We start from the raw sequence: 14,108 nt of genomic DNA on the forward strand, positions 1-14,108 counted from the left end.
TATTATGGATTTTTAAGGATGGCTGCGTTGCGGATTATATCATCGACAAGCTGTCTATCCTGGTTCACGAAATCAGCGAATGGATCAATGGATCGTTTGTAGCTTGCCTGTAACATAACTACCGCCAGTCCTTTGCTCGCGCCCTCGATCAGCCTGAGTTCGGTCAATGCGTGCGAAAAAAGAATTTTGCGGTCGCTCGCCTTCATCTGGTTGATATCGCCAATGCTTAACGCTAGGCCAGCTATGTAATTTGCCAGCATCCTAGCGCGGTCCGCCAGGTCTTTTTCGGTCTGAAAAGCAAGCGCGATCAGGATAGGATTATCATTTGCCAATTGGTAAATTATATTTTGCTGCCGGATGATCTCCGAGACGACCGGGCTAGCTTCAAGTCCGATCTGCGCCGCATCGATAGCCAGCCCCACGGTATGAAAACGTTGTTGCAGTTCTCGGTACTTTATCTTCAGCTTGCCCATCTGTGCCCTATTGACCTCTTCATTGGCGGAGGCAATCGCCTGCTTATTCTTTGCCTCATTCTGTCTGCTGTGTTCGCTTTTGCTCTCTGAAACCAGTTGATGGATCAGTTCCACGTTGAGCTGGCCAAATGACTTTTGGTGCAGGACCAAAAGCAAACAGCATATAAAAATTATTGCTCTCATTTTTTTAAGTATTTAGCGTTTCTGATAATGTCATCTGCGATCTTCACATCGATATTGATATAACCGGCATATGGGTTCAGGGAATTCAGTATTCCGCGCTGTTTTGCCCAGAACATCGTGCGTTGCATACCGTAGGCGACACCTCTTAGTATCATCAGCTCGGTCCTGATCCTATTGAGCAATTTGGCCCGTTCGCCCGAATCCATCAGGTTATTTACGCCTCCCTGCAATACAAATGAGCTTACCTCCGTGGCAAGCGCAGTTCCCCTTCGCTTGAACTCTCGTGCGCCACCCTCTGCAAACAAAAGCAGTGCGGGGTTGCTTTGGGCAAGTGAAACGGCCCTGTTTACATCTTCAACGATATCCATACTGATCTCTGCAATATCTTGGATGGCAAGTAGCGAACGCACTGCTCCGGATACTTCGCTAAGTCCGCGATAGATCTGCTGCTGCAGATCGTTGACAATGACCAACTGGCCTGTTACAGCCAACTGCCCTCGCTGTATAAGTGTAAGGTTATCATTTGTCCTATTTAGCTGCCCGTTGATCACCCCAGAGTGGGCGGCCATGGCACCGGCTGTTGTAGGATCAATATAAATCTGGGCAAAAACTGGGCTTAAGGAAAACCAAAGCGCAGCTGTAAAAAGTATTCTTCTCATTTAAAATCGGGTTTAAAATATTCTATTGAACTATTATAGGGCGAGCCGTTGCAATTGACCTTGCGGACAAAAGCTTCCAGTGGCAGTCCGCTTTTTTCAAGGTCGGACACAAAGACTTCTAGGCCCTTCTGGTAGGTCCCATATGTGTTTGCATATATTTCCACGGCGGCCTTTTCTGGTTTTTCGGTAGTGTAGGTGAGATACTGATAGATTGAATTTTCTACGCCGTAGACTTCCCCAACCGTGCCCCGGCGTATATACACCTCTTTGAAGCGTCCGCGTCCTTCTTTGTTATCAAGCTTATTGATGGTAAATATCTTTTTCTGCTCGGTTTCGGTAATGGACAATAGTTGTGCAATCTCCTTATAGTTCTCCTTGAACTTGCTCTGGTCAAGCAGAAATATGGTATCGGAATTGCTCAGGATGCTATCTTTTACAACGGCATTCCCAATGATATCGGCCAGTTCCTGGGTCACTACGATGGCCTCGCCCCAAAATTTGCGAACGGTTTTATAGAGGTACAGAATGTACCCTGCCATTAACGGTGATGCAATCGCCTTCCATGCTTCCTCGATGATCAGGGCTTTGCGCTGGGATGCCCTGTGGCGCATCTTTTGGATAAAAACATCCATGATGATCAGGGTGACAATCGGAAACAGGGTCTTATTTTCTTTCACGTTGTCTATTTCAAAGACAATAAAACGCTCGGAAAACAGCGACTGGTCGGCAGGTTCATTAAGGATGCTGCCGAATTCACCATCCAAATAAAATTTTTTTAGGACATAACGGAATTCGTCCAGGTCAAAGGGTATCTGTTCCTCGCTTTTGATCTGTGGGATTTTCTTTAGGGCAAACTCATAAAATGAATTGAAATTCAGTTGTGGCATCTCTTCCCTTTGCCTATCGGCATTAAAATATCGGCCGTAGTATGATGAGATAAGGCTAGAGATAACGTCCCTTTCCACTGTGCTCACCGTCCCTTCCGCACCTTTCCACAGCAGGCTGATGAGTGTACATAAAAAGTCCTTTTTCTCAATATTGTATTCACTTTCATCAATGGCAAAGGGGTTCATGGTGATTGGTCTATCATCTGACCAGGTAATGTACTTTCCCTGATAGTAGGCACATAGGCCGGAGTAGGAATGCCCAGTGTCCACGATAACCACATCCATATTGTACTGCATGTACTGCTCAACCAGAGAATTTATCAGGAACGATTTTCCAGATCCAGATGGACCTAAACAAAACCGATTCCGAGCGTTAATGCGCCCAGAACGCATGGGCAGATCCGAGAGATCGATCCCTACGGGGATGCCCTGGCGGTCGGTGAACCGTACCAGAAAATCTGAGGCTTCGTCCGTTAAAAGGGATTCCTTAAAGAAGAAACATAGCGCGGCATCTGCTGTGGTGAGAAACCAGTCGTATTTTTTCAGTTCTACGCCATTGCCGGGCAGTGCACAGCGGAACAGTTCCAATTGGTTGTAGGCATTTCGTGATGGAATAATTCCCTGCTGGAAAAGTGCCGCCTCTATGTAATTGGTTGCCTTTCTGATCTGTTCTTCTTCGGCGCAGATGACCATGGAATAATGCGCGTTGACAAGAAGCTGGTTTTCTCGGGCCACATCGACCAGCAGCAGGTCAATATCTTCCACGCAGATCAAGTTGGCCGGATCGGGAACACCAGAATGGCGCTTGCGTTTCAGTTCCAGTTTGTTGAGCGTCATCTGCTGGGCGGGTATTTCCAGCAGTTGGTTATAGATGATAACCCGGTACCCTGGAACCTGATGCAAAAAGGAAAGGTTGTCAACGGGAAAATCCCGCATTCCCTTATTATCCTGCTTTTCGATATAGGGGCCGACCTTTTCTGGTAGGTCAATGGAATCGGTATTGACCAGGCTAAGGCAGCGGATAGCCAGATTCCCCAGGTTCATCTGTTCGTCCCCGCACCGCATATTGTTAAGTACAATATTGGGAGCGGCAAATTCCATGCTGAGCACCTTGATTACGTAGCGGTTAATCTCGGCCTCGTTCAGGTAGCGCGGATTAAATCCCGCATTGCCAAGCAGGTCTGAAAGCTTCGCCGTATTCTGGTAGAAGTCGGCGAGCACCTTTTTATCAAAGGTGTAAAAGGTACCACGGCCAGTCTGTCGGGTGATGACCAGGTAGGTTTTTATTTCGGTGTATTCCCGACCTTCAAAATGTGCATGATACTTTTGCTCGAGAAATTCCCCTGAAGCTGCACCTTTATATTTTTTGCGGATGAATACATCCTGCTTTTGGATGATATGCCCTTCTCCCAAAATCTTGATGATGTTCAGCAAAAGGCTTTGGTAGGCTGAATAGGCGTCGGGGTCGGCACCATATTGGAGCACGGGATTGGTGATGTGCAGGATCACGGAGAAATCGCCCTTGTCACCATACAGGAGGTTCAGCCCGTTATAGGTATCGATCCCAGCATAAGGCATTCTAAATGCCGTTTTTCTTTCTCGTTGCATGATTTATCTTTAAATGGACTGGATGGATAATGATCCCCGAGTTGCGGGTTTTGGCGTGCAGGCCGTCCTTTTGGCGGAAATAGGTGTAACCAAGGCCCGAGCAGATCAGGGCAATGGTCAGAAAACCTCCAAGGTACATACTGGTGAGTGCTCCGATCAGGCCACCCAAAATGAGGCCACCGGCCAGGGAGCCGATTCCCCAGTAAATGAACTTTCCCTTGAAACCGCGGTAGATAAGGGGCTTTTGAAGCCCCTTATAGATTGAATACTTCGTGGTCATTAAACGCCGAAAAATGCCTTGATGACCACAGATACGAGAACCAGAAAAAGGCAGGAACCGCCCCAGCTCATTAGTTCCTTGTTGATGTCCTGATCTCCCGCATTCCATTTGATGTACACTCGGACCCCGCCGATCAGTCCGACCACCGCACCGATGGCAAGGATCAACGTTGACACAGGATCTACATAACTTGTCAGTGAAGAGGTAGCGGCATTGATCCCGGTTGAACCGCCGCCCTGGGCGAATGAAGATTGAGCTGCCAGAATGGAAAATGCAGCGATTGCGAACAGTTTTTTGTTTTTTACTGTCATGGATTAAGAAATTAAAAAGTGAATAAAAATTGATAGGCTGTTTTAATGCACCCCGAAGAGGGCTTTGAGCGCCGCCCCGATGACTGACAGGAACAGGCAGGAAAAAAACCAGCCCATGACCTGGGCATCTATGTGATGTTTCCCGGATTGCCAGTTGGCATAGACCCGAAGGCCGCCCAAAATGCCACTGATGGCACCTAGCACAAGCACCATATCAGAAAGGCTGAAATACCAGCGGTGCATTTCCCCGCTAACCTGGTAAAATTCACCGATCCCGGGCGGCGTCTGGGCGAAGCCCAGAAATGGCAGGGCAAAAAAAAAGACAACCGGAGTTGTCTTTAGAAGAGGGGGCATGAGTTTCATCGGCGTCTAGTAAGGGATGGCTTTGGTGTACTCGATCAGATCGGACTGCGCAAGTGAGAAAAGCTGTTTTAGGCTGACCCCGCCAGTGCTTTGCAGCTGACCTGAAGAAATAGACTGCCTGCTTTCAACTTCAGGAGCAGCTGCTTTAGCTAAGCTTGTAGCTGTTCCATCGGAGCTAATTCGCGTGGGCTGGTGTTCTTCGGAAAATATAAGCTCTTCCTGGCCTGCCTCGGAGGCAGGCTGCTCCCTTGACCTTAGGAGGTCGAAAAGTACATTTAGCAAATAATACAGACAGTAAACAGCAGCGAGGCTGAGCAGAAATTGTGTCCAGTTCATAATTCTATAGTTTTGATGTTTTCTTTAACGTATTGGATAAGTTCGGGATGCCGATGGAGAAAATCCTGCAGGCAATAGGCGATCAGCTTGTTCATATCAATGGACTTCGCGATTTTAAGCTGCTTCAACAGGAATATCGTGCGGTCATCAAGGCGTATCAAAAGTTTCTCCCTGCCTTTAAGTTCAAAGGCAAGTATACTTTCAAACAGGTTTTCGAGCGATGGATCCGCTGGTTTTTTAGAAGATTTTGTAATGGCATTTTTTTTGCCCGCCTTTGTTTTGGCCAGATCGTTCTGCCCTGGGTTGCCGTCTTTTTTTATGGTTTCCCTCAGTTCGTCGGCCAGTGATCTGATGTCCGTCATCTTTGTTCCTCCCAATCAAGGTACTGACCATAGATCAGGTCGAGCAGTGGCAGAACAACGGGATAAAGTATCAATGGGGTTTGAAAGGTACTGATGCGCTGAAAATCCACCCGGTCAGCAAGGCCTGGGGCGATCACCCCGAATCGCTGCATTACATTTTCTATTTCGGCCCGAGTCTCATATTTTACGGTGTTCTTGATGCGGTTTGGAATGAAGATGAATGGAGCATTATTGTTGATCTTCCGCAATACCATTGCAAAAAGCACGGTTGAATCCACCGAAAACTCGTCGTAGGAAAAAGGGCAGAGCACCAAGTCAGCTGCTGCGAACAGCGGCAACAGTCCGTCGTCATCCATTTTGCCGGGAAGGTCTATCAAGATAAGCTCTCCAGACCTGTTGCTGAGCGCACTATGAAGGGAGGGAAAATGTTTCAGGTCGGCAGGCACTACTTCGTACAAAGGTTCGTTTTCCAGGATCTTTGCCTTTTCAGCTTTTGAGGCAAGGGATTGCTGGTAGTCCATGTCCAAAACAGTTACTTTCCGCTGTTTGATCTGGGTCAGATAGTTTGCGAATAGCAGGGTAAGCGTGCTTTTTCCAGCGCCGCCTTTTTGGTTTCCAATGAGTATGACCATAATAGTAGATTTTTTTAGCGTGTGTTCGTTCTGGCCTTGCGCTTGCGCTGCCGGTTGCGACCAAGTATGGCCTCATCGTCAATGTCATCGGCTATTTCCAAATTGATCTCTGGCAGCCATGTAGCAGAAACCGGACTTTCGGAGGATAGGGAAACTTCGGTAGGCTGGTCCCTTCCGGGAGGAAGATCGGGGTAAACCTTGTCGCCAGCTTCACTTCGGCCCGGTGGGCTTATCGTAGTTTCAGGCTCAACAATTTCGGTAATGGGATGCACCGGACCGCTGGTGCTGCTTTTTTGTGTACCGATAAATTCCGCTATCGGCATCAGTTCACTGCCTTTATAGACGGCCTTTTTTGCATGGTCTATCAGGGTATAGCCGTACGGCGGCTTTCCCGGTTTCCCGTGAAAAAGCACCTGCAATCCGAACTTCGAAGCTAGTAGATCGGCGAGTTCCGAGGTATAGCTAGGAGATTTAGCTGATTTTCCTCCGACCGGCAGCTGCGTTACGGGAATTGCGCTCGGGTTATGGCTGATCCTGTACTTTTCGGTAATAGCCCGCAATTGCAACAGCCGATCAATGTTTTTTTGATACTGAGCGGTTTGGACATCTATTTTGGCGGTTTCAATTTCTCCCTGCAGTTTGCCAAATTTGAAAACCTGGTATTGATTACCGTCAAGTTTTAGGGAGTAGCCCTGGCATTCCAGTAGCATCATAAACTGGGCGCGGGTAGAAATATCGTAGCCGAGGGCATTGTCTATATCGTTGCTGAGCTGCTGTTTTTCATCAGCGCCCATCACCTGGTTCAAAACTTGGTAGGCGCGTATCTTCTCATAGCTGTCATTGATCTTTTTGCCATTCTCATCGATGCGGGTAGATACCATATGGATGTGGTTATTGGCTGTATCCTTGTGAAAAACCAATAGATACGGCTGGTTGCCATACCCCATTCCCCTAAGCCATTCGGTTGCCAAATCTGTAAGCTGCTCTTTGCTGTGCGACTTTCCCTTGCAGGAGATTACCGCATGGAATTGCGGAAACTTGATACGGGCACTTGTTTTTGACCGTGCCTCTAAATAATTGATATAGTCTTGTGGCCTCAAGTGTTCAAAAGCCTGTAATACGCCAAAATTTTCAACTTTCATCAGTTCGCCCTTGTCGTTCTCTATTTTGTTCGTGTTGTAATTCACACCCTTAAAGGTGGCAGAAGGAGGCAGAATTTTGACTATCATAATTGACCTTTCATTAGGCGGATGATCTGCCGGATGTTCTTTTCGAGTTCCTGTTGAACTGTAATATAACCTCCCAGCAAACTGGTGAATTCCGTGGCCACGCTCTGGCTAAGCAAGCCTTGTTTCTGAAGTATGTTTGCATGCTTGGCGAGCTGGTTGATGTTATTACCGGAACGGCCGAGCTCGGATCCGATGCCATCCAGCTTTTTCATCAGCTCTTTTGTATTGGTAAGCATATTGTCGGCATTTTTTAATACCCTGATGCGTACGATATCAGATCGGCTGATACCCAGTGATTTTTCCATCTCAAGGAACTGCATCAGCTCCTGCTCACTCAGCCTTAATTCGAAGCGGCGTATCTTAGGTGCGAGAGTCCTTTCTCTTGCCGGATGGCTGTTTCCCATAAGAGATGAATTTATGTCCCTTGGCTCACGGACTGAATGGCACGGAATATTTCTAGGGCAACCTGTGGGACTATGGCGTTGCCATAGGCTTTTACGCTTTCTGCACGCCAGGCAGGAAAGGCAATTCCGTCCAGTTCGGAGGGAAGCCCATCATCTCCGCCACAAAACGGGGGTTCAGCTGGCCACTCTTCCCAGCCGGGAACTTGGTTTTGCCAATCTGTTCCGCTTTGGGCAACCGGATTTTCAGGCGTTCCAATATGGAGACTGGCGTAAATTCCTGTCTCGGAATGTAAGCATTCGACTGGTCCAGAAGCGTGTAGTAGACCAGAAAATCCGTTAGGGAAACCTGCCCTCCGTTGCCCTTGTCGTTCTTGCGGTCGCCGAGCTGCCGCTGTTCCATTACCTCGGAAAGTGTTGCCGAGTTGTTGCTCATCTCTGTCGCTGTTGGCGTGGGCAACAAACCAGACCCGGTCCCTTTGGTGCGGGGCGTTGAGGGCAGCAGCCGGAATACACAGAACGACTGGTGTGCCGTCTTCAAGTTGCGGTAGTACATATCCTGCGGCACTGATCTCTGAAATGATGCTTCCGATAACCCTTCGCTGGAGTCGGACGATTGTGCTGTCCGCCTGCTGATGGTCGTCCTGACAAAAAAGCTCAACCGCTTTGATTTCCATTTCAGATAGACTGTCTGGTTCGAGAATACTGAACAGTCCAGCAACGTTTTCAAGAACGATCCACTCGGGCCGTGCTTCTGTAATAATTCGGCAAGCCTCTGGGAAGAGGTAACGGTCATCCGCTTTGCCCTTCCGCTTTCCGGCCTGGCTGAATGGCTGGCAGGGAAATCCTCCGCTGATGATGTCAACGCCTCCTCTAAACTGAGCTGCACTGAATTGAAAGATGTCGTCATAATGGTGGGAGTTTGGCCAGTAATGTTTCAATATAGTTTGGCAGAACGGGTTCCTTTCACAGGAGAAAACATTCTGCCATCCCATCCAGGTAGCGGCGATATCAAAACCGCCGATACCGCTGAATAAGCTGCCGTGTCTAAGCATAGGCGATGCGTTTTAATAAACAGGGGTCTCGAAAAAAATGGCATGGAGAATCCCTGATGACATTGGTCATCAAATGATTGCATAAAGGCATAATATAAAGTTTAAGTTTAAAAATTGACCGGGCGATTGCCCAATTGCGGTGATATGAGCGCTTTGCCGGAAAAAAGGGAGTTGCGAGCTTTTTTATTTCCTCACCCAAGCTTTCCCCATCGGGGTTAGCAGGGCGAGGCAAGTTCGTTTTTGTACGTCAGCCCAGCCAAAGGCGGGCTGTACGGACAAAAACACAACTTGCAGAAAACAAAACAAAAAACTGCAGTATTGCTTTTGGCAAGAGAATAGGGGTTCCGCCGATATGTGGTTGAGCAAATGATACGACCTTCTGCATAAACAGATAGTGTATATATTATATGCATTTATCTGATTAGATAGTTATAGAGCCAGCTGTCCATATAAACATTTGAAAAGGTATCTATCCCAATATATTATATACAGTCTAAATTTAACTGAACATACAGCTAGAAGTATAAGTAAATAACTGCATATTGTGATATCCATACATTGGGATATATCTATATACGACTATACATATAGAGAGTTAGCTGACTATCCAAAGTGTTGATTAACTGTATATATGGATATAGGTATGAACAGATAATTGAATAACTGTATTACCTGCTACGGCCAGTTTTATGGTTTGACATTTCTTCGGGTGTTTCTAATTTTTGGACGCGTTCATTTTTCATTTCGTGCATCAGCTTTTCGTTGTAATCTTTGTGGCCGAGGTATTCCCCGGAACGGTCTGTAGCATTCGGTACTTTCCCGATCAGCTCTCCTGTACATTTTCGGCCGGGTGCATCGTTATCGAAATATACATCGACAACAGGAAATTCCTTGACAAGCTTGATGGCACTGGATAACTGCGTAATTGAATTGAGTACGACTACAGTTGGCATAACTGCAGGCTGGTGCATTTTCAGCCAGCTCAGAAAATCCATATAGCCCTCGAATAGGGCAACATGGCTTGTGCTACCCTGAACTAATGAAATATCTTTTCCTCCAATGCTGCTTTTAAACCCGTTGGCCGTAGTGAACTCCCATCCCTGGTTTTTGTTTTCCCAACCAACCGCATAAAAGGTGCGGTGGTCCTCAGGGTCATTTTTGTGGCGATAATAGATATCATGGAGATAACCATTTGCTACATCTAAAATGCCCCTTGAAAGAAGGTAGTTCCTAAGGATAAAATTAGAGCCTGCAGGACTTGTTCTCACAAGTTCATACTTAGAATCAAATTGGTTGGATTCTACAGGATACTTAACGGGCGGAAGATAATTGGGGATCAGTAAAGGATCAAGATTGCAGACCTCGCTTATCTTATTTAGAAGCTCAACATAGGGCGTTCCCGGCCAATAGGCCATACCAAGTTGGATGATCCCACCACCAAAAATATTGCTCTGGTTTGCACCGCCCCAGTCTTTCCATTTTCCAGCCTCGTCCCAAACGGTGAGCGAGGGCGTGTTTTGTGCAGTTTCCCTGAGCATGCTATGGTAAAAATGATCGCGTCCGGTTTTGCGGACCGGATGGTGACCAAGCCTTGCCAGAAATTCAACGATGGAAAATTCCTGCAATGCGGATATATCAATAAATTTTGACATAAAGTGAACTGATTTAGGAGATGATTAAAGATTGATTACAGCATTGAGCTGATCTGCCAGTTGCCGGTCTTCTGCCCTAACTTTTACATCTTTGAATTTCGATAGGCGCTTGCAGGCGGCAGCTAAAAACTCGGGATCGTTCAATACAAGCACACTGGCATCAGAAGTCTTAAACTCATACCTCCAATTAAGATATTCAGTGTAATTGCCGAAAACGACCAGCTTGTTTTCATGACCAGGTATAAAAGACATTCCCTTAGGACCAAGACAACTGGAGTAATTCCGTCCCCTGACTTCCCATCCACCGTTTTCGTTTTCCCATCCGGCAGCAAAAAAATCCTTACGCCTTTTTTTTTCGTCAATAACATAATAATAGACCTCTTTAAGTTGACCGATGGCTATTTCCCAAATGCCCTTGTTTTTTAGAAATCCTAAGATTTCTGCATTGCCAGCAAGTGGTTTGATTTCTTCAATATGATAATGAGGTATTTTGATGGCCTTTCGTTTTCTAGTTCGCCGGCTATCGACCCTCGGGCGTGAATCCTTAAATGGCCCACAGAGCTGATTGATTTTTTCTGACACTTCCAGCGGAGAAAGTCCGGCCCACAGGGCTAGACCAAAATCAAGTATGTCTCCGCTTTTTTTGGTCAATCGGTCGAACCACAGCCCAAGTCGGCTGTTTACGACAAGTGTCGGTACCTTTTCGAACTTATGTAGAACGTTCTTGTATAGTAGTTCTTCACCCGAGCTTTTTGCTGGATGGTATCCCAATCTGGACAAAAGTCCATGCAGGGTTGCCTGTTCGCCACTGGAACCGTTTTCTGTAATTTTAGTTACCATATTCGTAATTATTAAATGAAGATTTCAGAGGTGGCGCAAGGCATCTAATGATTTACTGACGGCCGCTACTTCCAGTCTGTCTATCCGCCAGGTCGCAGAATGATTGCCGTCCTTGCGGGGAGTGATAAGCCCGATACTGATCCAGTTTTCTACGTTCCTTCGGCCATAAAGACGAAAGGCTTCGGATTTTTTCAGGTAGGGTTTGATCTTGCCTGTTTTGGCCAGCGCCATTTGTGCGCCCATTTCGGCTGCATCCTGCAAAAGCATTTGCAGCTGATAGCCGGATAGTTGGATATTGCTCATGAAAGTATATTGTAAGAAAGTAATAGTGTAGTGGGTGCAAGTGTCCTGGAACCGGCAATGGGCAACGAACCCATAGCAATCCGCTTTTGCCGGTTTATAAATTCGGGACTACCCACGTCGGTTCCTACGAACCGGGCTTTCGCCTGCCAATGCGCTTTCAGTTTCGGTGCTTGATCTTTTTGTCCACGCGGGCAAAATGCCAGTGTAACAATGGATACCTAACCTCACTTTCGCAGAATTTCCTGTTTACACAGAATAATGCTTCATCCCCATACGTCAAAGACCTAATGGAAATGATGGTTTACCGCTCTGCCACTGGCAGGTAGGTGTTCCGGTTGCTGGATGCTGCGACAGCTTCCACTTTTTCCCGGTCTAGACATTTTGAGGGATTTTTACTGGTAGTTGCAGACGGTTTTATCAAACCTTCGCTGATCCAGCGGTCAACACTGCCCCGCCCATATAAGCGGTAGGCTTCGGCCTTTGTGATCTGGCCTGCTAATTGACCGCATTCTGCAAGTGCTTTTGTAGTGCCCGTAGCAGCGGCGTTTTTTAGTAGGATTACCAGTTCTTTCAGCTTCATTTTGCGTTCCTTAAAATGTTGGTTCTTTCATCATTTCTGGGACAAAGCAAAAAAAATGGGGTAGGCCAAAACAGGGACAGGGGGCGACAAAAGGTTGTCACCTAAGCAGGTGGAAATAGAAATAATTCTGAAGATTTGGCAATCAAATCTGCGCCAGAATGGGCAATGGGGATTATTTGTAGTTTGATAGGTTATGGTTCTCGTTGAGCCAATTCAACATTGCGATAAGTTGGGATTTTAATTTTTGAGCGGTGCTAAACTCCACTTCGGTCGATTTTTTTCTCAGGCTATCTCCTGATATAAATTTCGTTTTGGAGGTGTAGAAATGTTCTGCGAAGAAATTAAATAGTCCACTGATATTTTCTTTATCAAAAAATCCCTTTTCTAATTGAAGTCTTATAAATAAAGCTAGTTGGGCTACCGGTAGATTAATCTTAAGACGTTTTGATGATTTCACCAATGGATCATCTTCTAATGCCGACCGTTTTAATTCCAAGATTTTTGTGGTGTGCTTTTCCTTTTCTTCAAGATAAGTATAAAGCTGTTCTTTTATCGATGTTGTTCCTTTCAACATTCGAAGGTTTTCAATATCAGGTATTTCGTTCAGTTTGTCCTTCTCTATAATTAGCATTTCGAGCTGTTCATGGAGACCACCGAGATTATCAAATGATTGTTTGAGGTGAGAAATGTAGTAGAGGTAAAATTCTGGTATATTAAATCCATTTTTAATTAGCAAAAACAACATTGAATTTGTATCAAGTTCCTTAAGACAAATTGTTTCGCTCATTATTCGATGGCAATAAGTCACGTTGGATGGTGTAATTTCTTTTTTGTGAATCATCAGTTGTGTTGCTTTTTTCACTAAAATACTCAGGTCTTTATCCAATGCTTCGTTATCAAGGTATTTTGAAAATTCAATAAATTTCGTTTGAAGTTCCACCTTAACATTAGGAAGCGAATAATTGGTTATTGGCATTTCCATATATAATGGTGGTGATATTTTTTTTACCTCTTCAAGAATTTTTTCCAAGCAACAAAGAAGACAATTATAGAATGATTTTATTTTGGTTCTTGACACTATTGTTTTCCAAGCCGGTTTACTGCGATAGAGATAGCTTTGGATTGTATTACTGATGTTCACAAGTTGCCTAACACCGTGCGCCGCATCCTTTTTTGAAAGCACCATTTGCTCAAATATTAGTTCTCTGAAGTTTATTAATCCAGATACGAATGTCTGATGAAGAAACGGGATATAATTATCCAGTTCTGGTAGATTATTCAGTAGTTCTGGCCGAATATTCTCTTCAACCCAGAGTATTAAACGAAAAGGCTTTACAATCATAACATGCGGTTAAGTAAGCCCTGCTTTAGTCAGTTTTATGGAATACTTTCATTCGGCAGGTAAAGGTCAAAGAACCTTATTTCCCACCTAGGGAAAAAGTGGATGTATGAAACATCTACCCTTATTTAAAAACCTTATGCTTATATTTGCCACAATTAAAATATTGTATAGCGATAGCTATTTGACTTGTTCTAGAAACCCGCTAAATTTCAAAAGACAAACAAGGAAGAATAGACTGATCGTCTGCGCTAGAGCGCGGGCGCAGTTTGTCTTGTTTGTCGGGTTCTTAGCGGGACCTCTAGAGCGGATATGACTTGTGTCCCGCGCTATATCGTTTTAGAAAACCTGCATTTCGGGATGGCAGGCCCAATCCAATCTTATGAAGCAAGAGAATGTTGATATTCTGTATAAGCCAATTGCACAAAGCCAATTAAGTAAAGAGTTCAAAACTGTAACAGAAATACTTGGCTTCCATAATTTTTCAGACCTTTTACAACACCGGACGGTTCAACTGCAAAGCCTTCCAGGTTTTGACCAGCACCTGATCTACGAATATGTAGAATTCTTGGAAGCCAATCAAATGGGACACCTAATTGACCCATAAAAAAAGGC

18 protein-coding genes and 1 pseudogene are annotated in these 14,108 nt (G+C 45.5%); 1 reads left to right on the forward strand and 18 read right to left on the reverse strand.

Annotated features, from left to right (window positions below; all coding sequences use genetic code 11):
- Window positions 1-2: 2 nt before the first annotated feature.
- The 18 genes and pseudogenes from WG904_RS02335 to WG904_RS02415 form a co-directional block, all read right to left on the reverse strand.
- Window positions 3-656, reverse strand: a complete 654-nt coding sequence (locus tag WG904_RS02335) for a hypothetical protein (RefSeq protein WP_339577669.1) — start codon at window positions 654-656, stop codon at window positions 3-5.
- Window positions 653-1,315 carry a hypothetical protein gene (locus WG904_RS02340; RefSeq protein ID WP_339577670.1) on the reverse strand — a complete coding sequence of 221 codons (663 nt, stop codon included), beginning with the start codon at window positions 1,313-1,315 and terminating at the stop codon, window positions 653-655. The genes WG904_RS02335 and WG904_RS02340 overlap by 4 nt, the downstream gene beginning before the upstream one ends.
- Window positions 1,312-3,810: a TraG family conjugative transposon ATPase gene (locus tag WG904_RS02345; RefSeq protein WP_339577671.1), complete on the reverse strand. Its 2,499-nt coding sequence runs from the start codon at window positions 3,808-3,810 to the stop codon at window positions 1,312-1,314. The genes WG904_RS02340 and WG904_RS02345 overlap by 4 nt, the downstream gene beginning before the upstream one ends.
- Window positions 3,782-4,090 (reverse strand): hypothetical protein, encoded by a 309-nt coding sequence (locus WG904_RS02350; protein ID WP_339577672.1) that lies wholly within the window; start codon window positions 4,088-4,090, stop codon window positions 3,782-3,784. The genes WG904_RS02345 and WG904_RS02350 overlap by 29 nt, the downstream gene beginning before the upstream one ends.
- Complete coding sequence (locus WG904_RS02355; protein WP_339577673.1) at window positions 4,090-4,401, reverse strand: DUF4134 domain-containing protein; 312 nt, start codon at window positions 4,399-4,401, stop codon at window positions 4,090-4,092. Before WG904_RS02355 ends, WG904_RS02350 begins: the two co-directional genes overlap by 1 nt.
- Window positions 4,402-4,443: 42 nt before the next feature.
- On the reverse strand, window positions 4,444-4,764 hold the full coding sequence (locus tag WG904_RS02360; RefSeq protein WP_339577674.1) for a DUF4134 family protein: 321 nt from the start codon (window positions 4,762-4,764) through the stop codon (window positions 4,444-4,446).
- A gap of 6 nt (window positions 4,765-4,770) precedes the next feature.
- Window positions 4,771-5,100 carry a hypothetical protein gene (locus WG904_RS02365; RefSeq protein WP_339577675.1) on the reverse strand — a complete coding sequence of 110 codons (330 nt, stop codon included), beginning with the start codon at window positions 5,098-5,100 and terminating at the stop codon, window positions 4,771-4,773.
- Entirely contained in the window at window positions 5,097-5,462 is a 366-nt protein-coding gene (locus tag WG904_RS02370) for a hypothetical protein (protein ID WP_339577676.1), read from the reverse strand. The genes WG904_RS02365 and WG904_RS02370 overlap by 4 nt, the downstream gene beginning before the upstream one ends.
- Window positions 5,459-6,094 (reverse strand): ParA family protein, encoded by a 636-nt coding sequence (locus WG904_RS02375; protein WP_339577677.1) that lies wholly within the window; start codon window positions 6,092-6,094, stop codon window positions 5,459-5,461. Before WG904_RS02375 ends, WG904_RS02370 begins: the two co-directional genes overlap by 4 nt.
- Before the next feature lie 14 nt (window positions 6,095-6,108).
- Complete coding sequence (locus tag WG904_RS02380) at window positions 6,109-7,323, reverse strand: relaxase/mobilization nuclease domain-containing protein (protein ID WP_339577678.1); 1,215 nt, start codon at window positions 7,321-7,323, stop codon at window positions 6,109-6,111.
- The gene (gene mobC / locus WG904_RS02385) at window positions 7,320-7,727 is read right to left on the reverse strand and encodes a plasmid mobilization relaxosome protein MobC (RefSeq protein WP_339577679.1); all 408 of its coding nucleotides are present in this window, start codon (window positions 7,725-7,727) and stop codon (window positions 7,320-7,322) included. Before mobC ends, WG904_RS02380 begins: the two co-directional genes overlap by 4 nt.
- Before the next feature lie 91 nt (window positions 7,728-7,818).
- On the reverse strand, window positions 7,819-8,520 hold the full coding sequence (locus tag WG904_RS02390; protein WP_431844416.1) for a hypothetical protein: 702 nt from the start codon (window positions 8,518-8,520) through the stop codon (window positions 7,819-7,821).
- A pseudogene (locus WG904_RS19605) lies at window positions 8,489-8,779 on the reverse strand (DNA cytosine methyltransferase); the annotation flags it as partial. The pseudogene WG904_RS19605 and the gene WG904_RS02390, both read right to left, overlap by 32 nt.
- Before the next feature lie 668 nt (window positions 8,780-9,447).
- Entirely contained in the window at window positions 9,448-10,431 is a 984-nt protein-coding gene (locus WG904_RS02395) for a DUF8464 domain-containing protein (RefSeq protein WP_339577681.1), read from the reverse strand.
- A gap of 24 nt (window positions 10,432-10,455) precedes the next feature.
- Window positions 10,456-11,271, reverse strand: a complete 816-nt coding sequence (locus tag WG904_RS02400; RefSeq protein ID WP_339577682.1) for a DUF8464 domain-containing protein — start codon at window positions 11,269-11,271, stop codon at window positions 10,456-10,458.
- A gap of 24 nt (window positions 11,272-11,295) precedes the next feature.
- Entirely contained in the window at window positions 11,296-11,574 is a 279-nt protein-coding gene (locus tag WG904_RS02405) for a hypothetical protein (protein ID WP_339577683.1), read from the reverse strand.
- 301 nt (window positions 11,575-11,875) lie between these two features.
- Complete coding sequence (locus tag WG904_RS02410) at window positions 11,876-12,154, reverse strand: hypothetical protein (protein ID WP_339577684.1); 279 nt, start codon at window positions 12,152-12,154, stop codon at window positions 11,876-11,878.
- 172 nt (window positions 12,155-12,326) lie between these two features.
- Complete coding sequence (locus WG904_RS02415) at window positions 12,327-13,496, reverse strand: hypothetical protein (RefSeq protein WP_339577685.1); 1,170 nt, start codon at window positions 13,494-13,496, stop codon at window positions 12,327-12,329.
- A 379-nt stretch (window positions 13,497-13,875) separates the two neighbouring features.
- Between WG904_RS02415 and WG904_RS02420 the strand changes: the two genes are divergently transcribed.
- Complete coding sequence (locus WG904_RS02420; protein ID WP_339577686.1) at window positions 13,876-14,100, forward strand: hypothetical protein; 225 nt, start codon at window positions 13,876-13,878, stop codon at window positions 14,098-14,100.
- Window positions 14,101-14,108 lie beyond the last annotated feature (8 nt).

The sequence above is a fragment of the Pedobacter anseongensis genome, from assembly GCF_037482965.1.
GTDB lineage: Bacteria > Bacteroidota > Bacteroidia > Sphingobacteriales > Sphingobacteriaceae > Pedobacter > Pedobacter anseongensis.

Excerpts from the sequence above, each read along its gene's own strand:
- WG904_RS02375 (WP_339577677.1), bottom strand. The coding sequence starts at position 6,094 with ATGGTCATACTCATTGGAAACCAAAAAGGCGGCGCTGGAAAAAGCACG.
- WG904_RS02405 (WP_339577683.1), bottom strand. The coding sequence starts at position 11,574 with ATGAGCAATATCCAACTATCCGGCTATCAGCTGCAAATGCTTTTGCAG.
- WG904_RS02350 (WP_339577672.1), bottom strand. The coding sequence starts at position 4,090 with ATGACCACGAAGTATTCAATCTATAAGGGGCTTCAAAAGCCCCTTATC.
- WG904_RS02365 (WP_339577675.1), bottom strand. The coding sequence starts at position 5,100 with ATGAACTGGACACAATTTCTGCTCAGCCTCGCTGCTGTTTACTGTCTG.
- WG904_RS02360 (WP_339577674.1), bottom strand. The coding sequence starts at position 4,764 with ATGAAACTCATGCCCCCTCTTCTAAAGACAACTCCGGTTGTCTTTTTT.
- WG904_RS02395 (WP_339577681.1), bottom strand. The coding sequence starts at position 10,431 with ATGTCAAAATTTATTGATATATCCGCATTGCAGGAATTTTCCATCGTT.
- mobC (WP_339577679.1), bottom strand. The coding sequence starts at position 7,727 with ATGGGAAACAGCCATCCGGCAAGAGAAAGGACTCTCGCACCTAAGATA.
- WG904_RS02345 (WP_339577671.1), bottom strand. The coding sequence starts at position 3,810 with ATGCAACGAGAAAGAAAAACGGCATTTAGAATGCCTTATGCTGGGATC.
- WG904_RS02420 (WP_339577686.1), top strand. The coding sequence starts at position 13,876 with ATGAAGCAAGAGAATGTTGATATTCTGTATAAGCCAATTGCACAAAGC.
- WG904_RS02415 (WP_339577685.1), bottom strand. The coding sequence starts at position 13,496 with ATGATTGTAAAGCCTTTTCGTTTAATACTCTGGGTTGAAGAGAATATT.
- WG904_RS02410 (WP_339577684.1), bottom strand. The coding sequence starts at position 12,154 with ATGAAGCTGAAAGAACTGGTAATCCTACTAAAAAACGCCGCTGCTACG.
- WG904_RS02340 (WP_339577670.1), bottom strand. The coding sequence starts at position 1,315 with ATGAGAAGAATACTTTTTACAGCTGCGCTTTGGTTTTCCTTAAGCCCA.
- WG904_RS02355 (WP_339577673.1), bottom strand. The coding sequence starts at position 4,401 with ATGACAGTAAAAAACAAAAAACTGTTCGCAATCGCTGCATTTTCCATT.
- WG904_RS02400 (WP_339577682.1), bottom strand. The coding sequence starts at position 11,271 with ATGGTAACTAAAATTACAGAAAACGGTTCCAGTGGCGAACAGGCAACC.
- WG904_RS02370 (WP_339577676.1), bottom strand. The coding sequence starts at position 5,462 with ATGACGGACATCAGATCACTGGCCGACGAACTGAGGGAAACCATAAAA.
- WG904_RS02335 (WP_339577669.1), bottom strand. The coding sequence starts at position 656 with ATGAGAGCAATAATTTTTATATGCTGTTTGCTTTTGGTCCTGCACCAA.
- WG904_RS02380 (WP_339577678.1), bottom strand. The coding sequence starts at position 7,323 with ATGATAGTCAAAATTCTGCCTCCTTCTGCCACCTTTAAGGGTGTGAAT.
- WG904_RS02390 (WP_431844416.1), bottom strand. The coding sequence starts at position 8,520 with ATGACCGTTACCTCTTCCCAGAGGCTTGCCGAATTATTACAGAAGCAC.